This window comes from Bradyrhizobium sp. TM102, assembly GCF_009176685.1.
In the GTDB taxonomy this organism is placed as follows: Bacteria; Pseudomonadota; Alphaproteobacteria; order Rhizobiales; family Xanthobacteraceae; genus Bradyrhizobium; species Bradyrhizobium ottawaense.
This window is the reverse complement of the sequence record NZ_AP021855.1, coordinates 1,376,919-1,395,321: the sequence shown is the minus strand read 5'-3', so window position 1 is coordinate 1,395,321 and position 18,403 is coordinate 1,376,919. Positions and strand designations below refer to the sequence as shown.

General features: G+C 64.8%; 22 protein-coding genes and 1 tRNA gene. 3 read left to right on the top strand and 20 right to left on the bottom strand.

Annotated features, from left to right (window positions below):
- Positions 1 to 191: 191 nt before the first annotated feature.
- Positions 192 to 761 (top strand): cysteine hydrolase family protein, encoded by a 570-nt coding sequence (locus GDN70_RS06575; RefSeq protein ID WP_028140724.1) that lies wholly within the window; start codon positions 192 to 194, stop codon positions 759 to 761.
- 166 nt (positions 762 to 927) lie between these two features.
- Complete coding sequence (locus GDN70_RS06570) at positions 928 to 1,251, top strand: hypothetical protein (protein ID WP_173015764.1); 324 nt, start codon at positions 928 to 930, stop codon at positions 1,249 to 1,251.
- Positions 1,252 to 1,281: 30 nt separating this feature from the next.
- Here GDN70_RS06570 and GDN70_RS06565 read toward each other — a convergent pair whose 3' ends face one another.
- The 17 genes from GDN70_RS06565 to GDN70_RS06480 form a co-directional block, all read right to left on the bottom strand.
- Positions 1,282 to 2,553 carry an NAD(P)/FAD-dependent oxidoreductase gene (locus tag GDN70_RS06565; RefSeq protein ID WP_152102307.1) on the bottom strand — a complete coding sequence of 424 codons (1,272 nt, stop codon included), beginning with the start codon at positions 2,551 to 2,553 and terminating at the stop codon, positions 1,282 to 1,284.
- 9 nt (positions 2,554 to 2,562) lie between these two features.
- A complete protein-coding gene (locus GDN70_RS06560) occupies positions 2,563 to 3,273 on the bottom strand; it encodes a RibD family protein (protein WP_028140727.1) in 711 nt (236 codons plus the stop codon).
- Positions 3,274 to 3,293: 20 nt separating this feature from the next.
- Positions 3,294 to 3,974, bottom strand: coding sequence for an FABP family protein (locus GDN70_RS06555; RefSeq protein ID WP_028140728.1), 681 nt, complete (start codon positions 3,972 to 3,974; stop codon positions 3,294 to 3,296).
- Between the two features lie 174 nt (positions 3,975 to 4,148).
- Positions 4,149 to 4,328, bottom strand: coding sequence for a hypothetical protein (locus GDN70_RS06550; protein ID WP_028140729.1), 180 nt, complete (start codon positions 4,326 to 4,328; stop codon positions 4,149 to 4,151).
- 270 nt (positions 4,329 to 4,598) lie between these two features.
- Positions 4,599 to 4,847, bottom strand: a complete 249-nt coding sequence (locus GDN70_RS06540; RefSeq protein ID WP_028140731.1) for a hypothetical protein — start codon at positions 4,845 to 4,847, stop codon at positions 4,599 to 4,601.
- Positions 4,848 to 5,113: 266 nt separating this feature from the next.
- A complete protein-coding gene (locus tag GDN70_RS06535; RefSeq protein ID WP_097669120.1) occupies positions 5,114 to 7,669 on the bottom strand; it encodes an EAL domain-containing protein in 2,556 nt (851 codons plus the stop codon).
- Between the two features lie 356 nt (positions 7,670 to 8,025).
- The gene (locus GDN70_RS06530) at positions 8,026 to 8,805 is read right to left on the bottom strand and encodes a DUF2182 domain-containing protein (protein ID WP_244625870.1); all 780 of its coding nucleotides are present in this window, start codon (positions 8,803 to 8,805) and stop codon (positions 8,026 to 8,028) included.
- A 60-nt stretch (positions 8,806 to 8,865) separates the two neighbouring features.
- Positions 8,866 to 9,498, bottom strand: coding sequence for a DUF1326 domain-containing protein (locus GDN70_RS06525; protein ID WP_038972182.1), 633 nt, complete (start codon positions 9,496 to 9,498; stop codon positions 8,866 to 8,868).
- A 249-nt stretch (positions 9,499 to 9,747) separates the two neighbouring features.
- Positions 9,748 to 9,823: transfer RNA gene (locus GDN70_RS06520), tRNA-Phe, on the bottom strand.
- Positions 9,824 to 9,997: 174 nt separating this feature from the next.
- The gene (gene yacG, locus GDN70_RS06515) at positions 9,998 to 10,180 is read right to left on the bottom strand and encodes a DNA gyrase inhibitor YacG (protein ID WP_038972203.1); all 183 of its coding nucleotides are present in this window, start codon (positions 10,178 to 10,180) and stop codon (positions 9,998 to 10,000) included.
- A gap of 145 nt (positions 10,181 to 10,325) precedes the next feature.
- Positions 10,326 to 10,955, bottom strand: coding sequence for a Maf-like protein (locus GDN70_RS06510; protein ID WP_007597557.1), 630 nt, complete (start codon positions 10,953 to 10,955; stop codon positions 10,326 to 10,328).
- Between the two features lie 205 nt (positions 10,956 to 11,160).
- Positions 11,161 to 11,628 (bottom strand): low molecular weight phosphatase family protein, encoded by a 468-nt coding sequence (locus GDN70_RS06505; RefSeq protein ID WP_028140735.1) that lies wholly within the window; start codon positions 11,626 to 11,628, stop codon positions 11,161 to 11,163.
- Between the two features lie 6 nt (positions 11,629 to 11,634).
- A complete protein-coding gene (locus GDN70_RS06500; protein ID WP_028140736.1) occupies positions 11,635 to 12,132 on the bottom strand; it encodes a UPF0262 family protein in 498 nt (165 codons plus the stop codon).
- Entirely contained in the window at positions 12,129 to 13,424 is a 1,296-nt protein-coding gene (gene hisD, locus GDN70_RS06495) for a histidinol dehydrogenase (RefSeq protein WP_038972196.1), read from the bottom strand. The genes GDN70_RS06500 and hisD overlap by 4 nt, the downstream gene beginning before the upstream one ends.
- A gap of 145 nt (positions 13,425 to 13,569) precedes the next feature.
- Positions 13,570 to 14,019 carry a DUF2948 family protein gene (locus tag GDN70_RS06490; protein ID WP_018321264.1) on the bottom strand — a complete coding sequence of 150 codons (450 nt, stop codon included), beginning with the start codon at positions 14,017 to 14,019 and terminating at the stop codon, positions 13,570 to 13,572.
- 82 nt (positions 14,020 to 14,101) lie between these two features.
- Positions 14,102 to 14,761, bottom strand: coding sequence for an epimerase (locus GDN70_RS06485; RefSeq protein WP_038950687.1), 660 nt, complete (start codon positions 14,759 to 14,761; stop codon positions 14,102 to 14,104).
- 26 nt (positions 14,762 to 14,787) lie between these two features.
- On the bottom strand, positions 14,788 to 15,726 hold the full coding sequence (locus GDN70_RS06480; RefSeq protein WP_038950686.1) for an SDR family oxidoreductase: 939 nt from the start codon (positions 15,724 to 15,726) through the stop codon (positions 14,788 to 14,790).
- An 84-nt stretch (positions 15,727 to 15,810) separates the two neighbouring features.
- Here GDN70_RS06480 and GDN70_RS06475 point away from each other — a divergent pair, with 84 nt between their 5' ends.
- Positions 15,811 to 16,440 (top strand): TetR/AcrR family transcriptional regulator, encoded by a 630-nt coding sequence (locus GDN70_RS06475; RefSeq protein WP_152102306.1) that lies wholly within the window; start codon positions 15,811 to 15,813, stop codon positions 16,438 to 16,440.
- A 6-nt stretch (positions 16,441 to 16,446) separates the two neighbouring features.
- Here the strand turns inward: GDN70_RS06475 and GDN70_RS06470 are convergent, their stop codons facing one another.
- The 3 genes from GDN70_RS06470 to GDN70_RS06460 all read right to left on the bottom strand — a co-directional run bounded on the left by GDN70_RS06470 (position 16,447) and on the right by GDN70_RS06460 (position 18,391).
- Entirely contained in the window at positions 16,447 to 17,271 is an 825-nt protein-coding gene (locus GDN70_RS06470; protein ID WP_038950684.1) for an alpha/beta fold hydrolase, read from the bottom strand.
- 115 nt (positions 17,272 to 17,386) lie between these two features.
- On the bottom strand, positions 17,387 to 17,896 hold the full coding sequence (locus GDN70_RS06465) for a hypothetical protein (protein WP_038950683.1): 510 nt from the start codon (positions 17,894 to 17,896) through the stop codon (positions 17,387 to 17,389).
- Positions 17,897 to 18,082: 186 nt separating this feature from the next.
- A complete protein-coding gene (locus GDN70_RS06460; protein WP_026202518.1) occupies positions 18,083 to 18,391 on the bottom strand; it encodes an EthD family reductase in 309 nt (102 codons plus the stop codon).
- Positions 18,392 to 18,403: the final 12 nt, after the last annotated feature.

The following is an 18,403-nucleotide window of genomic DNA, read 5'->3' as shown; positions in this document are numbered from 1 at the left end:
CATTTGGTGCCTCGACACTAGGCCGGCCAGTCCTTGCCGCTTTGATCCTCAGCAAGGCGGCCATGCAGGGAAGAGACGCTGCGCTGCGTCCGGGGCACGAAAGCTGTCGCGAAACGAGCGAAGATCGGCATTGCGCGCTGTCCCAGTCGCCTCGCATATTCGCTTTTACAACCCGTGCGAAAGGTCCGATCATGCCCGACCCCTTCCCCGCTCTCATCGTCGTCGACGTCCAGCGCGCGTTCGACGAATGGGAGGCGGCGGGACAGCGGCGCAACAATCCGGATGCGGTGGCGCGGATCGCGGGTCTGCTGAAGACGTTCAGGGCGCGCGGCGCGCCGATCTTTCATATCCGCCACGAGGGTACGAAGCCGAATTCATCGTTTCTGCCATCGCGTTCCGGCTACGCCGTCAAGGACGAGGCGCGCGAGCAGCCGGGCGAGACGGTCATCGTCAAACGCGTCAACAGCGCCTTCATCGGCACCGACCTGGAGCAGCGCCTGCGCGCGGCCGGCATCGGCACGCTCGTGATCTGCGGCGCGACCACCAATCATTGCGTGGAGACGACGACGCGGATGGCCGGCAATCTCGGTTTCGATGCGCAGCTCGTGCGCGATGCGACATGGACGTTCGACCGCATCGGGCCCGACGGCGACAAGCATTCCGCCGAGGAGATCCATGCGATGACGCTGTCGAACCTCAACGGCGAGTTCGCGCGCATCGTCACCAGCGACGACGTGGTCGCCGCGTTCGCGGCCAAGTGATGGCAGGAATGCGATCAATGCCGATGATGCGACAATAAATCTCACGAGCCCACTCATGCGCGCGAATCGGACGTCGCAATACTGCGTCGTTTCGACGCCCGCACTGGCCGGAACGCGGGAAGCGCCCATCTGTTGTCACACGACATTCAACTGGAGTGATGACACCATGAAGTATTTCATTGTCGCGATGGCGGTCGGTGTTGCGGCGCTTGCCGGCGGATCGGCGGCGAACGCGGCCAATAATTCAAGCGCGAAGCAGAACGCGCAGGCCGGCCAATCGACCGACATCAGCGCGCAGCACCGGCACCACGGCCATCGCCACCATCATCACTGGCGTCATCATCACCACCATCATGGCTACTATCGTCCGCACCACCGGAGCTACGGCTACTACCCGCGGCATCACGGCTATTACGGCGGCGGGCCGTACGGGTATTACGGCGGCGGCGGTCCCTCGGTGACGTTCGGCTTCGGCGGCAGCCGCTGGTAAAAGGAAAGGCCCGCGATGCGGGCCTTTTTCTTACCCCCGCAAAATCATCCCTGCCGTCTCCTGGCCGCTCGCCAGCGCCGCCTCTACCGTGCCCATGTCACGACCGCGATAGAGAGCCTCGCCGGAAAACAGCACCAGGCCATCGGCACGCGCGAGGATCGCTTGTGCCGCACGCGTTCGCGGCGTCGCCCAGGAATAGGCACCGCGGGCAAAGGGATCGTGTGCCCAGTTGGTCGCCGCCGCCGCCACGAGCTCGCGCGCGATGTCCTCGCGCGACAGCTTGAAAATGGCGGCGAGCGAATCGAGCCCGGCATCGATCAGTCCCCGCGGATCGAGGTTGTCCAGCTCCGCCGTGCGCGGGCCGCCGAACCAGCCGGTGAGCACGGCCTGCCCGCCCGGGTATTGCGTCCACCACACCGGGATGGTCCGGTCGGACAACAGGAAGGTCATGGCTGCGAGATCCTGGTGCCGCTCGCGCCACCACGGCCGCGCAAACCGCAGCAGGATCTTGATGACGTTGCCGAAGCCGATGTCGCCCGCAGCAGCAAGCCTCGCGCGCGCGCTCGCCGGCAGGGCCATCTCGCGCAACAGCGGCAGCGGCACGGTGAGGATCACGCGATCACAGATTTGGACATCGCCGCCGGCGCAGCGAACGGCCGCCGTGTCGCCGCCCTCCTCGATCGCCGACACCACGCAGCCGAGATGGATGGTCACGCCGAACCTGCGGCAATCGGCGGCCAGAAAGTCGATCAGCGCGCCATAGCCGCCATCGATGCGCGCCTGCGGCGCGTGCCCGCCATCCATCCATTCCTCACGCAGCGCCAGCGTCGAGGCGCGCTCGGGGTCGGCCGCGTCATAGCCCTCGACCATCCGCTCGATCGATTGGCGCATCGGCGCATAGTCATCCCCGGCGAAATGCCGGCGCAGGAACTCGGCGACGGAGAGATCGTCCTTCAAGTCCCTCAGCACGGCCTGAAGCTCCGCCTCGTGCGGATCGTCGCGCTCCTCGCGCGAGAGCGTCATTCCGTCAAAGCTCCACTGCTCGCCCGCGATCTCGTGAAGGGACAGCCCGGCCTCGCGCAGCAGCTCGCGCGTGACCGGCGCCTCGCCATGGACGAATTCGGCGCCGCCCGCGGCGGGGTAGCCGAACTCCTCAACCGGCAGCGGAAGGATACGGCCGCCGCAGCGCTCGCGCGCCTCCAGCACCGTCACCTTGCGGCCGGTCCGCGCCAGCTCGCGCGCCGCCATCAGGCCGGCCGCGCCGGCGCCGACGATGACGATATGTTCCGTTGTCTCGGGCATGGCCGCGCGTTACCGGCTCGCGGCTTGCGGATCGTTCTTGATCAGATAGCGCAGCAGCAGGACATCGCCGCCGAGCTGGCGCGTACTCTCCAGCGTCATCGCGGTGATCGGCGCGCGCTTGTCGCTGTCCGCCTCCGTTGAAGAGAACACGAAGGGCGCGCCTTCTGCGCCATCGATCGCGGGGCTGAGAATCAGGTTGAACTCGTCGATCAGACCGGCGCGCAGGAACGCGCCATTGGCGACGCCGCCGCCCTCCACCAGCAGCCGCTTCACCCCTAACTCGCGGCTGAGAATGTCCAGCACCAGCGCCAGATCGAGCTCGGACTTGCCGGCAAAGATGTAGGAAATGCCCTCGCCCCGGAGCCCTGCGAGATGGGAATCCGGCACGCTCTCAGTCAGCACGACGACGATCGGATCGCCGCCGATGTCCGAGCGGCCCCAGCCGATCTTGCCCCGCGCATCGAGCACGATTCCATAGGTCTTGGCGTCCCGCCGCGCGAACCAGTTTTCACGCGGCAGCTTCGCGTCGTTCGTCGCAGGATAAGGCTGGCCCCTGGCGAACTCCGAGCCGGTGACGCGGCCGATCACCCAGGCATCGCCGCCGAGCTCGTCATGAATCTTCTCGAACCAGTCCGTGCCCGCCCCCTTCGGGCGCCAGCGGCTGGGATGCGTGCGGCCATCGAGGCTGGAGTGCATCAGACAGATGACATAGGGCTTCATGCAAAGTCTCCGAGCATCACTCAGGCCGAGGCTGCCGGCCCATCGCCCTTCTCATCGCTCCTGGCGCGATCGTTGACGATCACCGCGAGCGGATTGAGCTTTGGTGGCGCGACCAGCTGCAGCGTGTTGGTATCGCGATGGTCGAACGGCGCGCCGCGCACGAACAACTCGGTCTGGATCAGATAGGTCCAGCTGCCGTCGTCGTTGAAGGTGATGTCGCAGCGATAGGAGTCGGTGCGAAACGCCTGTTCCAGAAAGTCGGTCGAGCAGATCCCGTAGGCGGTATCGCCACGCTTTGCGGTGACGGAGATCGTCCTGTCGTCGGGCCCGGCCTTGCCCGAAGCCAGCAGCACCTGCCCGCGCGGAATCGCCAGCGTCTGCATGATCAACCCGGTCGCGGGCTCCCACAGCCAATAGCCGACCTGGTCGTGGAAGGTGATGTCTTCCTCGGGCGTGTTGATGTGGATGTGATAGCGCAGCCCGTACAGCAGCTGCGGCCCGTTGGCCTGCGGATCGATCGGGTCCATGCGGATGCGCTCGATGAAGGTCCGCCGCTCCGGCCCCTCCGCCTTCGGATTGATGTCGATGCCCTTGTCCGCCTGCCAATGCCCTGCGAGACGGCGAAGCGGGCCGAGATTGGCAAGGCCGTCGGGCGAGACGTCCTCGGGCTCGGTGAAGATATCGGCGGGAATGGGGAGCATGGCGGCCTCGCGGGAAAGTTGCGGAGGCAGCAATAGCATGGCGGCGCGGGCGTGGCGCGTGCTCAGGCCTCACAATCGCGAATGGACACCGGCGTTGCGCGCGGGACGATTGTCGGGCTTTTCGACAAGACGACGAAGCCGAACCCGTTCGGTTCGGCTCCGCCGCCGGGACGTTTAGTGGCGATGATCGCGGACCTCGGGCTGCGTGCGGTGGTCCCTGACGATGGTCTGATTGCGATGGTCGCGCACAATCGGCGGGTCGCGATGATCGCGGACGATGGTCAGCGCGCTCGCGGGCGTCACCGCGCTTGCCAGGGTGATCGCTGCGAAGGCCACAAGGATGATATTGCGCATAAGTCTTGTCCTCTTCCCGGTGGATCACTGCGAGCCACCTGACGCCAAGCTAGATCGACCCGCTGGAACGATATGTGTCGGCGATCACGCGGCGACGATCGAGACGTCGGCGATCACGCGTCATCCGCAGCACGAAGCGCATGGCGGCTTGTCCGTCGAGCCCCCCTGCGAAGGACAGACGCGCGACGCGATCTTCGCGACGCTCGGCGTGTCCGTCAGCACCGTGAAGAGTCACCTCGCTGACGTTTCCGGTGTCACCGGAGGCGGCTCTCAAGCCGCTTCCGACACCGATTTCGCACGCTCCTCGAGCACGCCGATCGTCGAGACCAGATTGTCGCGCCGCGCTCGGAGGTTCAGTGCAAGCAGCGGATATGTCGGCTGAAGCACGTCGAACACGCCGGCTTTGGCTTCCTCCTCGAGAATGTCGGTATTCAACAGCCGGACGCGCCACCACAAATCGGCGATCAGCGCATCGAGCCGGAGTTCTCCGGCAGTACCAGAACGGGACATTTCTTGCATCGCTTGCCTCAACCTGAAACGGGCCTCCCTGCCGAGGCCCGGCTTTGGTCAAGACTGAGCAAATGGAGTGCCAGGATCGGCGGGTGCGATTTGGCTCGGGAATTGGCTCCGCGCGGTGCGGTCCTTCGGCTCTCAGCGGGAGCTGAACGTGCCAGGGGACCACCAGGTCTTGCCCCCTTCCAAGCTATTCCTAGGGAGGCTTCACCTGCTCAGCTTTCCTGCTCTTGGGCGGCGGGCGATGATGACAAACGCCGGAGGCATTCAGCTCACGCCGCCCGCCGTTTCCGTCGCGCCGGGGGAGCCTGCCACGAGAGGCCGGCGAGCGGCACGGGCTTGCTGAAGTGAAATCCCTGGCCGAGCGGGATGCCGAGTGACTGGAGCCGTTTAACCTGCTCGAAGGACTCGACCCCCTCGGCGACGATCGAGAGCTTCAACGTCTTCGCGAGTTGCACGATGGACTTCAGCACGGCGACGGTCTCGCAGCGATCGATCCTGTCGATGAACGATTTGTCGATCTTGACCTTGTCGAAAGGAAAGGCCGTCAAATAGGACAAAGACGAGTATCCGACACCGAAATCGTCGAGGGCAATGGAGACGCCGAGCGCCTTGAGGCGCTGGAGCGTCTTGAGGTTCTCCTCGGTGTCGGCGAGAAATACGCTCTCGGTGATCTCGAGTTCGAGCCGGGTTTGCGGAAGGCCGCTCTGCGCCAACGCAAACGTCACGGTGTCGACGAGATTGGTGCCGGCAAATTGCAGGGCAGAGAGATTGACGGCGACCTTAACGTCGGCCGGCATGCTCATCGCATCGCGACAGGCCCGGGCAAGCACCTGATTGCCGAGCTCGACGATCAAGCCCCCCGCCTCCGCAACCGCAATGAACTCAGCCGGAGGAATGTAGCCCCTGGTGCCGTGATGCCAGCGCGCCAGCGCTTCGACCGATTTTACCCGGCCGGTGCCGAGCTCGATCACGGGCTGATAGAATACCTCCATCTCCTCGCGCCAGATCGCTTCGCGCAGCTCGATCTCGAGCACGTTGCGCTGATCCGCTTCCGCCTTGAGCTCCGCTGAATAGAGGTGGAAGCAGCTTCGGCCGGCATTCTTCGACCTGTAGAGCGCAAGATCGGCGTTGCGGAGGATCTCATCGACCCGCGTGCCGTGCTCGGGCACGAGCGCAAGGCCAATGCTACAGCCGATCACGACGGGATGGCCATCGATGTGATAGGGCTCGGCAATGGCCTGGACCAGCCGCTCGGCCAGGCTTGCAGCGCCGTCGCGCATCGCGGCCACGATCACGGCAAACTCGTCGCCGCCAATTCGCGCCGCCGTATCGGCATCACGAATCTGCGCCTTGATCCGGTCGGCAACCTGCTTCAGCAACGCGTCGCCGCATTGATGGCCGAGCGCATCATTGACGGACTTGAACTTGTCGAGATCGAGCAGGAGGACGGCGAACGCAGGCTCCAGCCGGCGTGAGCTGGCTAGCGCCTCGTCGATGCGCTCCTTGAACAGGTTGCGGTTGGCAAGGCCGGTCAGGCTGTCGTAATGCGCCAGCCGCTCGATGCGGTCCGCCGACGCCTTTCGCTCGGTGATGTCCTCATGAGTAGCGACCCAGCCGCCACCCTCGCGCCGGCCGTAGGAGATGTAGACGACCCGTCCATCGGGAAACTGCACGGTGTTCGAGATCTGCTCCGACCGGGCGAGCCGGTTCTTCAAATCGACGAGATAGGCCTCGACGTCGAGCACGGCGGTCTGTTTTGCGAATATATCCCGGAAATGCATGCCGATCCGAATGTCTTCCGGCAGGAGGCCATAGAGTTCGAGCCATTGCGGGTTGAATGCGATCAGGCGGTCACGGCCATCGAACATGCTCAAGCCCTGGGGAAGGTTCCGGAGCGCATCCTCGAACTTGCTGGCAAAATCGCGCCGCTCGCGGTGAGCGCGATCCAGCGCCTGCTGCCGTCGCCAATGGAATGTCGTCGCGGCGAGGATAATGAACGTCAGCAGCAGCGCGCCGCCGAGATAGACCTTCTGCCTGAAGGCGGAGCGGGAATAAATCTCCTGCTCCGAAATGCCGACGGTGAAGATGAGCGGAAACGCGCGCGACCTGCGCGCCGTGATCAGCCGGTCGCTGCGGTTCGGCCGGTTCTCGTTCCAATATTGCACATAGAAGCCGTCACCGAGCTCGCCCTCGACGCGGCTGGGTGTGCGTTGTCCCAGCACGGAGCTCTGGTCCACGCCCCGGGCGGCGAGCACGACGTAATTCGCATTTCTGAGCACCAGCGTTCCTCCGACGCCGAGCTTTGCCGTGTCGTAGAACCTGCCGACCACGTCGACGCTGATCGAGCCGACGATCACCCCGGCCGGATTCCGCGCGAGGTCGAACAACTTTCTTGCCAGCTGGATCGTCCATTTGTTCGAGGCCCTTCCCAGCACCGGCTTGGCAACGTAGAGGCGATCGTCGGCTTGCGCCATGACATTGATGAAGTGTTCGCGATCGCCAAGATAAAGCGGCGGACCGGAATAGCCCGCGGTCGTGTCGATCATGTATCCGTCTGATCCGATCAGTGCGAACTGAACCACGTCGCCGGTCGCAATGCGGGCCGTGTCCGACCATGACTTCAAGCTGAAGGTGAGCGGATCCTGGGCGTAGAGCGCTCGCACCACCAGTAATGACTGATCGACGCGCTCGAAGATGCGTTCGGTGTTTTCCTCGAACAGTTCGGCGACGCTGTCGCCGTGCGACCGCGCCTGCTCGACCGCATCCATCCGCTCCGACGCGGTGATTGCGAAATAGCCGATCCAGACCAGGGGCAGAAAGAACAATGCGATCTGCAGCGGACCATTCCGCAGGATCGTTCTTCCGGCTTTGCGGACTGCCCCTGCGGGAATCACGACGCGCACCCCCGCTTCGGCCGCCAGGGCAGAACTGCGCTCGCCCGCAGTATTGGCATCGCCTTGTCTCCGCCTCGACTGCACAGGGACACCCGCGGCCGAAAGCGGCGCGCGGGTGCTGCTCTTAGCGCAAAGGTAGCTGAAACAGCCTTAAGTTTGTGTTTGGGCAAAGCTCAATTCTTCAGCTTAAAGCATCCGTATCATCACGGAGGTCGGCTGGCCTTGAGCAATCAGGTACACGGGCATGTCGAAAGCCGCACATTTTCAGCCGCCTTTGGACCTGCTTTTCAGATTGCCCGCGCAAGAACGATCGTGCCGGACAGGATGAGGACCCCGCCTGCCGCATAGCTCAATCTTCGGCCGAACGGCAGCAGCTTCTCGCCGGCGACATAGAGCGCGATGCCGATGATCCAGGCCAGGTTCATCACGCCGCCGACGAACAGCAATACCATCAGAAACCAGCAGCAGCCGACGCAGTAGCTGCCGTGGCGAAGTCCCATTCGCAATGCGCCGCGCGTGCCGGGCCGCCAATGTCGGCTGAGAAACAATAGCGGGCTCTCGCAGTACCGCAGGCACGCCTGTTTGAGAGGCGTGAACTGATAAAGCCCTGCTGCAATCAGAACGCCGCCGCCCAAAATCGCGCTGGTGCTTGCCATCGCCATCGACAGCAATCCGAAACGTTCGAACGCTCCTTGCACCAGGACCGCAGCGAGACTGAACCCCGCCCACGTCACGAGATAGCCGGCGAGAAAGATCCAGGTATCGATTGCGGCGCGGGAGGCGGTCTCCTGCTTGCGCTTGACGGTCGCATACAAGAGGACGGTGGGCACCGCGCTCGGCGCCATCATCGCGACCATCATCACCCACCACATCACGAACAGCAGCACGCCATAGAATGGCGTCCACGGCATCGGCGCCATGTCCGGCATGTCGGTCATCATCTCGGTGTCCATGCCGGCGCCCGCGGCGAGATAGGCCCAGGCGAGCGCCACCACTGCGGCAGTCCCGATCGCGACGACCAGCCGGTCGCGGTGGAGCAGGTGTTCCAGTATCGAGCGCCCCTGCATCGACTTGTCCATAGCGATGAGGAGCTGACACCGAGGTTTTGTGTCGGTGTCAGCGCCGCATCATGCGGCAACCCCCTCGGGCGTCTGCACGACATTGGCGAGCGAGCTATGCGTACCCCGGGTCTCGAACGGGATCGCCCCGGTCGAGCGGATGTTGGCGGATGCGACCTCGGCCGCCCGATGTTCGAACCCCTCGGGCATGACCACCTGGATGCGGTGCGGATCACCGGTGACCGGGTTCTTGATCGGCTCGACATCGGTCTCGAGCACGCCCCTGGCGACGAGTTTTGCGACGCGTCCTTCCTTGTCGAAGGAAAACTCGAACGGTGCAAACACCGGATCGTGGATCCTGGTAACGATCATGCTGACGATCTGGAAAAGCGTGCCTTCGGCCGAATGCTTGCCGGAAAAGATATCGAACAACGCCTGACGCTGCTCCGCCGTGGCGCGTTCGTCGATGATGGGCTGGATTGTCCCGTTGCCCTCATGAAGCGGCCCAGGGAAGTCGACCGTGATCGCAAAGCAGAGACCATCGAGCCTGGTCCCTTCGAAATGTCCCCTGGCGATCCGCATGGCGACCATTCCCTTGCAATAGCCTTGGGTCGGCCGTGCGTTGAAATCGCAGGGACAGCCAAACGCGCAGGTGCAGTTCTTCATCCATTCGCCTTCGAGACGCCAGTCCGATGCAGCCATGGCACATCTCCCAATGTGAGCGGGGACGCGGCAGCCATTGACGATTTGTTCAGCGTTCTTGTCGAGGCAACGCGAAAAGGCGCGAGCGGGATCGAGGTCCGATCAGAAGGCCGGCATCGCAGAAAAAGTATGGTGGCGAGCTGCCGTTTACCGTCCAACGATCATATCAGCGGCCGCCGGCCACGTATAGCGAACGAGGGTAGTGCCTCGGGAGCAGCCACATCTCGGGGATGTCCGACGTCAGGGGAATGGTGCCCAGGGGCGGAATCGAACCACCGACACTGCGATTTTCAGTCGCATGCTCTACCAACTGAGCTACCTGGGCGTGCTCCAAGAGAGGGGCCAAAGCCCATCGAGCGGGCGGTTTATAGTGGGCTAGGGGCGGCCTGTCCACCCGGCTTCGCCAAGAGGCTTCGCCGGGCGCGGCCCGGCTGTGCACAAGCTGCCGCGGTTGGCGCGCGGCGGCGCGCGCGACCTGCTAAATTATTGATATCACTTCTTATTCCACGTCATCCAAATCGTCGTCGCGGCCGGGGATGACGTAGGAGCCTTTCAGCCAGCGGTTCAGGTCGACGTCGCGGCAGCGCGACGAGCAGAACGGACGGGTGGCCTCGGACTGCGGCTTGCCGCAGATCGGGCAGGTCTTGAGCGGGCTGGCGGGCTTTTTGATGGGGGCGTCCATGATGTCGGCGGCTTGCACGGAGTGAAGGGGTTCAAGAGCCTGTCGGCAAACGGGTTCCTCGTACCGGCGGCGCGTGCGCCCCATCAGGCCATTCTACCGTGCATGGGGTTGCTTTCGCGATTTTGTTGAGCCGCGGCTTGCCGGCTCACACCGCGGTGGCGTTGAGCCAGCCGAAGCGGATCGGAAAGCCCTCGCCGCCGAGCAGCGTGGTGGTCTCGTAGAGCGGCAGGCCGACGACGTTGGTGTAGGACCCCACCATCTTCACCACGAAGGAGCCGGCGATGCCCTGCACGGCGTAGCCGCCGGCTTTGCCGCGCCATTCGCCGGACCCGATATAGGCCTGGATGTCATCTTCCGAGAGGCGCTTGAACCGGACGCGGGTCTCGACCAGCCGCTGGCGGAACGCCTCGCGCGGCGTCACCAGGGTGATCGCGGTGTAGACGCGGTGGTTGCGGCCCGACAGCAGCCGCAGGCACTGCGCCGCCTCGTCCACCAGATTCGCCTTGGGCAGGATGCGGCGGCCGACCGCGACCACGGTGTCGGCGGAGAGGATGAAGGCGCCACGCAGCTCGTCGTCGAGCTGCACCGATTTCAGCGCTGCGTCCGCCTTGGCCCTTGCGAGGCGATTGGCACAGGCGCGCGGCAGCTCGCCCCGCTTCGGCGTCTCGTCGACGTCGGCCGGCCGGAGCGCGTCCGGCTCGATGCCGGCCTGGTTGAGCAGCGACAGGCGCCGCGGCGAACCGGAGGCAAGTACGAATTTGGGGCGGCCAAGCATCAGGTGATTTGGGGGATGAGCAGGGGGTGAATTGCGCGCGGAACCTATCGGAAGGGGGCTGATTTCACAACCCGGGAACCCCAGCTTTGGTGATTCGAGGGGATGCCGAGATGCGTGTGCCCCCAGTCTGTGACGCCGGTGTTACGCCTTCTCCGCCTCTCTCCCCACGAGGGGCAGAGGGGGAAGAGGCGTCCGCGGCACGAGATCAACCTGACGCCGCGCCCACCTTGGCAAAACGCCGGCGGATGCGCATCAACAGCTGGTCGCAGACGTCGCGATAGGCTGCCAGCTTCTGGTCGCGGCTGCCCTCGATGGTGGTCGGATCCTGCGTCGGCCAATATTCGACGTCGGCCGCCAGCGTCCGCGTCAGCTCCAGCGCCTTGTGGTGCGCCTCGGGCGAGAGCGTGATGATGAGGTCGAAATTCAGCCCCTCCCAATCCTCCAGCTCCTCGAAGGTCTGCGGCTTGTGGGCGGAGATGTCCTGGCCGAGCTCGGCCATCACGGACACCGCGAACGGATCGAGCTCGCCGCGCCTGGCGCCGGCCGATTTCACGTAGAGGCCCTGCGGAAACATGTGTTGCAACAGGCTCTCGGCCATCGGCGAGCGCACGCTGTTCATCGCGCAGGCGAACAACACCGATTGCGGATCGCGTGCGCGTGAGGGCGCAGCCATCCGTGATCAGCCTTTCCAATGAAGGACGGTGATGAGCGTGAACAGCCGGCGCGAGGTCTCGAAGTCGACCCGCACCTTGCCCTTCAGCCGCTCCTGCAGCGTGCGCGATCCCTCGTCATGGATGCCGCGCCGGCCCATGTCGATGGCCTCGATCTTGTCGGGGGTCGCGGTGCGGATCGCCTGGTAGTAGCTGTCGCAAATCATGAAATAGTCCTTCACGATCCGCCGGAACGGCGTCAGCGACAACAGATGCGCGACGACGGGCGTGCCGTCCTCGCGGCGGATGTCGAACATCAGGCGGTTGCCGGTGATGCCGATATGCAGCGTGAACGGGCCCTTCCCGTCGGCGCCATCGGGCGCGAACAGGTTCTGCTCGATCAGATCGTAGATCGCGATCGCGCGCTCATGCTCGATATCAGGCCCGGAACGGCCGATCGATTCTTCGTCGAGCGTGACGCCGACGATGCGATTGGTCGAGTCGTCCTGTTCGGGCAGCTCTGTCATGACAGATTGAGGCGCAATCCAATCGAACGCGAATGGGCGTCCAGCCCCTCCGCTCGTCCGAGCGTCATCGCGGCAGGACCGAGCGCACGCAGCTGATCCGGGCCGCATTTCAGGATCGAGGTGCGCTTCATGAAGTCGTGCACCGACAGCCCTGAGGAGAATCGCGCCGAGCGCGCCGTAGGCAGCACATGATTGGAGCCGCCGACATAGTCGCCGATCGCCTCCGGCGTATGGGGCCCGAGGAACACCGCGCCGGCATTGCGGATCTTCGCAGCGAGCGCATCGGGATCAGCCGTCATGATCTCGAGATGCTCCGCGGCGATCGCGTCCGCGAGCGGAATGCTATCGCCTAAGTTCTTCACCATGATGATGGCGCCGAAATCGGCCCAGGACGCGCTGGCGATTGCGGCGCGCGGCAGCGTCTTCAATTGCGCCTCGACCGCCTTTTCGACGTCGGCGGCAAGGCGGGCCGAGTCGGTGATCAGGATCGACTGCGCGCTGGCATCGTGCTCGGCCTGCGCCAGGAGATCGGCGGCGATCCAGTCGGCATTGCCGGTGTCGTCGGCAATCACCAGCACCTCGGACGGGCCAGCGATCATGTCGATGCCGACCTTGCCGAACACCAGCCGCTTGGCGGCGGCGACATAGGCATTGCCGGGGCCGACGATCTTGGCGACCGGCGCGATCGTCGCTGTGCCGTGCGCCAGCGCCGCCACGGCCTGCGCGCCGCCGACGCGGTAGATCTCGGTGACGCCGCCGAGCGAGGCCGCCGCCAGCACCAGCGGATTGAGCTTGCCGTCCGGCGAGGGCACCACCATCACCAGGCGCGAGACGCCGGCGACCTTTGCAGGCACTGCGTTCATCAGCACCGAGGACGGATAGGCCGCAGTGCCGCCTGGCACGTAGAGGCCGGCGGATTCGATCGCAGTGTAGCGCCAGCCGAGCTCGACGCCGAGCGGGTCGGTGAAGCGCTCGTCCTGCGGCAACTGCCGGCGGTGATAGATCTCGATGCGGTCCCGCGCGAGCTTGAGCGCATCCAGCGTCGCGGCATCGCAGGCCTTGTTCGCGGCCTCGATTTCGGCGGCCGAAACGCGCAAGGAGGCCGCATCCAGCGTCAACCGGTCGAACTTTGCGGTGGCCTCGAGCAGCGCGGCATCGCCCCGCTTGGCGACGTCGTCGACGATGACGCGCGCGGCGGCTTCGACGTCGGCCGAGACCTCGCGTTTGGCGGCGAGGAAGGCCGCGAATCGCTGGTCAAAATCGGCGCTGCTGCGGTCGAGGCGAACGGGCATGTCTGGCTTGGCTTCTGGCTGGTCTTTGGGGCGGATTGGCGCACCAGGTCCCCTGCTCAATGGCGCGGCGGGGAAGCGGCGTCAACCCTCGCAAGCCGCCGTTCTGGCGCAGGCCTGAGCCGGTGCGGCTGGTATACAGGTGACCTCATCCCTCCCCTTCGATCTCCAACCCCGTTCCCAATGCGTCGGCCCCGAGGTCGGTCAGCTCACATTCCAGGCATTCGACGTCGAGCCGGATGGCCCCGCCCTCGGCGAACAAGAGCAGGGCGCTGCCGCCGGGCTCCTCGTCGCGCCCGTCCCGGGGATGAAATTCGATACCGACGAGGTCCAGGACCTTGTCGGGAGCCGCGAGCTCGATGTTGCGCGACTTGCAGGCGAGCACGCGGTCGAAGCGGAGCGCGGCGACCAGCCGGCGCGGCTCGGCCTCGCCCTCCAGCGTCTGCTCCCAGTCCAGCCGGCTCATCCCGACCACAAGCCGCTTCTCGCTTTGTCGCCAGATGATGTCGGAGGCCTGGACACGGGCGTCCTGGACATGGGTCGAGATCACGGCGAGATCGTCGGCGTCGAGTGCGATCAGTTTGAGCTGGGGCGACATCGCCGACGCTTCTCCTTCGGAATGGACAGGGCTCAACGCGCACAGGCCCAGAAATTTCCGCTCAAACTAACGGGCCGGCAGGCTAGAGGCTATTGATATCCTCCATCTCCAGCACCTTCCGCGGATACCCCTCCCGGGCGACGCGGATCATGGCGCGGCCGATCTGCTCGGTCGAAGTAACGAGCCGCGGCGAGAGCCGGCGCAGCACGGACCAAAGCGGCCCGGTTGCGGAATAGACCGCCTGCACCCAGACGGTCTTGGAACGGGCGCCGTGCAGCGGCTGGATCGCGCCGGGCCGGAACATGTAGGCGGCCCTGAACGGCAGCTTGAGCAGATCGTTCTCGGTCTTGCCCTTGATCCGCGCCCACATCCGCGAACCCTGCTCGGTGGAATCGGTGCCGGCGCCGGTGACGTAGGTGAAGACCATCTGCGGATTGAGGCGCGCCAGCGTCGTCGCAGCCGCGAGCGTGAGGTCATAGGTGAGGTGGCGGTAGCGCTGCTCGCTCATGCCGATGGAGGAGACGCCGAGGCAGAAAAAGCAGGCATTGAAGCCGGTGAGCTGGGCCTCGATCGTTGAATAGTCCAGAAAATTGTCGTGGATGATCTCGGTGAGCTTGGCGTTGCGCACCCCCGTCGGGCTGCGGCCGACCACGAGCACACGGGCGATGCCGGCGTCGACCAGGCATTCGCGCAAAACGCCCTGCCCGACCATGCCGGTGGCGCCGAAGATGATGACTTGCATCGGGATGTTCCTGGCGGGCTCGCGGCTCACGCCGCGGCCGCGATCTCGTCGAAGGATACACCGGTCAGCGTCGCCGAGACATCCCACAGCATGGCAGCGGTGGCGAAATCCTTCGCGTGTGGCATGATCTTCGCCGCCGCGGGCGCCCCCTTCATTTCGTAGAATCCGTTCGGGCCGTAATAGCTGCCTGGCTCGGCCGCGGGGGAAGTCGCGGCGAGCAGCGTTGGCAGTGCGCCCTCCGCCGCGGACTGGCTGAACAGCGGCTGGAGCAGCCGGCCGATCCGCGACTGGAACGTGTTGGCGCCCGGCCCGTTCGCAATGAGGTCGGTGCGCGCAAAGCCGGGATGCGCGGCAATGCTGCTCACACCCCAGCCGGCCGCGTCGCTGCGACGCTGCAATTCGAGCGAAAACATCAGCATCGCCAGCTTGGACTGGCAATAGGCGCGCCACGGACGATAGGAATGCTTGCCTTGCAGATCGTCGAAATTGATCGTGCCGGAGCGGTGCGCAAGGCTCGATAGATTGACGACACGCGGCGCCTTCGCGCGGCGAAGCTGCGGCAACAGGTGGGCCGTCAGTGCGTAGTGGCCTAGATAATTGGTGCCGAATTGCATCTCGAAACCGTCCTCGGTCTGCTGGCGTTTCGGCAGCGCCATCACGCCGGCATTGTTGACGAGAAGATCGAGCTGCTCGTTGCCGGCGGCGAAGCGCCTGGCGAAATGGGCGACGGAGGACAGGCTGGCGAGATCGAGAGGCTCGTAGGCGATCAGCGCATTGGGAAACCGCTCGCAGATGCCTTCGATCGCCCGCAGGCCCTTTGCGTCATTGCGTCCGGTGAGTATGACAATGGCCCCGGCGCCCGCCAGCGCCATCGCCGTCTCGTACCCGAGGCCACCCGTCGCCCCCGTCACGACGGCCGTCTTGCCGGCGAGAGAGGGGATGTCTGCCGTGGTCCAGTCGGTCATGCCATGTCTCCGTTCGGGGCTGGAATGAGGCCCGCGGCCAATCTAAATGTGCACTGAGTGCAACTTTGCAAGAGGTGAAACGATTTGAAGGCTTCGAAGGTTGCCCGGAAATTGCCCGCGGACGGAAAATCCCCTGTTGTCACCGGCTTGCGCCAGCGCAAGCAGCAGGAGACCCGCGCGCGGCTGACCCGGGCGGCGATGACGCTGTTCCTGGAGCGCGGCTTCGAGGCCACGACCATCGACGACATCGCGGCGGCGGCGGAGGTGTCGCGGCGCAGCTTCTTCCACTATTTCGCGTCCAAGGAGGACGTGGTGGCGGCCTGGCAGGAAAATGCCGCCAGCGCGCTGGTCGCCGAGGTCGTCGCGCGGCCCGCGGACGAATCCATGCTGACGGCGGCGGAGAATGCGATCGCGTCGGCGGTCAAGCGGCTCGATCCGGCGGAAGCCGCGGCCATGTCGCGGCTCAAGCGCGACAATCCCGCGCTGCAGGCGCGCGACCAGCTCAAATACGAGAAGCTCGAGCGCGCGCTGGCCGAGGGCCTCGCCCAGCGCGCACGAGCCAAATCCGACCGGTTGCAGGCGCGGCTCGTCGCCATGATCGCCACCGGCGCGATGCGCGTCGGCGGCGAGAGCTGGATCGGCGAAGGCGCGCGTGAGAAGCCGGAGGCGTTCGTCAAGCGCACCTTCGATGCGATCAGGGCGATCTTGAAGTGAGGCGCCTCACTCCCTGAAGAACGCCAGCAGGTCCGCGTTGATGGTTTCGGCGTGCGTGGTCGGCATGCCGTGCGGGAAACCCTTGTAGGTTTTCAGGATGCCCTTCTTCAGAAGCTTGGCCGAGAGCGGCGCGGAATCGGCGTAGGGCACGATCTGGTCGTCGTCGCCGTGCATGACCAGAACCGGCACGTTGATCTTCTTCAGATCCTCGGTGAAGTCGGTCTGCGAGAACGCGACGATGCCGTCGTAATGGGCCTTGGCGCCGCCCATCATGCCCTGGCGCCACCAGTTCTGGATCACCGCTTCCGACGGCTTTGCGCCGGGACGGTTGTAGCCGTAGAACGGGCCGGCAGGGAGGTCGCGATAGAATTGCGTGCGGCTGGCCGCGAGCTGCTCCTGGAGATCGTCGAACACGCTCTTCGGCAGGCCGCCGGGATTGGCCGCAGTCTGCAGCATCAGCGGCGGCACCGCGGACAGGATCGCCGCCTTCGCCACCCGGCTCTCGCCGTGGCGCGCGATGTAGTGCACGACTTCGCCGCCGCCGGTGGAATGGCCGACATGGATGGCATTCTTGAGGTCGAGATGCGCGGTCACGGCCGCGAGGTCGTCGGCATAATGATCCATGTCGTGGCCGTCGGAAACCTGCGACGAGCGGCCATGGCCGCGGCGGTCATGGGCGATGACGCGATAGCCGTTGTTGACGAAGAAAATCATCTGCGCGTCCCAGTCGTCGGCCGACAACGGCCAACCATGGCTGAACACGATCGGCTGGCCACTGCCCCAATCCTTGTAGAAGATCTCGACGCCGTCCTTGGTGGTGATGGTGGGCATGGGGGGACTCCTTAAGTGGAACGTCATTCGCGGGGCACGCGAAGCGTGAACCCGGAATCTCGAGATTCCGGGTTCGATGCTTCGCATCGCCCCGGAATGACGAGGGGGAGACCGATCAGGCAAACGCCATCGGCTTGAAGCGGCGCCAGGCGCCGATGGTGAGCACGACGAAGAACACCAGCACGATGCCCTGCACCGCCGCGAACACGGGACCCGACGGCGGCGCCGGCGCCACGGCCGGCGCGAGCGCGGCAAGCGCCGGGACCTTGAGGAACGACTGGATCACCAGCACGAAGACGTTGAAATACAGCGAGATCATCGCGGTCACGACGTAGACCGGACGCCAGACGCCGGCGAGCTTCATACCGTACAGCGCGAAGCAGGCGATGGCGAGCAGCACCAGCGAGATGATGCCGATGATGTGCGAGGGCAGCAGCTTCTCGAACGGAAAAAGGAAGCCGGTGGCGCTGGTCAGGATCGTGAAAGCCAAGAAGATCGCGGTAAGGCCCGGCATCGACTTCGACCCGAGCAGGCCGAACATCACGACGAGGCCGGCGGCGATGGCGATCAGGCTGATGACGACATGGACCATCGTGAAGGCGGACAGGCTCAAGCCAAGGACCATGACATCTCTCCTACGCATCGAGGTCACGAGAGTAGTATTACGGTCCTCATGGGATTGCCACCTGCGTTGTCGTCACATGCATGTGCGAAGCCATGCGTCATCGTGCGAATCGACAAACGCATGGCTTATTTTTTTGCACCGCTGTCACAAACGACGGCAGATTTTCGACGAAAGTCGAATCGAGCCTCACACTTCCTTGGTGTCGAAGATCAAGAGGTCGGCGCCGCCGCTGGCGAATTTCGGCACGTCGGCGCCGGTGGCCTTGCCTTCCGGACTGCCGAAGGCCGCCTGGATGTCGCCCACGCTGTCGAAGGTGAGAATGGCAACGAGATGGATTCCGGAAGGACCTGCAGGAGATGCGACCGGCCCCTTGCTGACGGCGTATTTTTTCAGGCCGGGAAGTTTTTTGGCGAGCGGAATGTGCGTCTCGGCGTAGTACTTGTCGAAGGCGGCAGCATCCTTGGGTGTCTTGTAGAGCACGACGACTTCAGCCATTTAGTCCTCCCT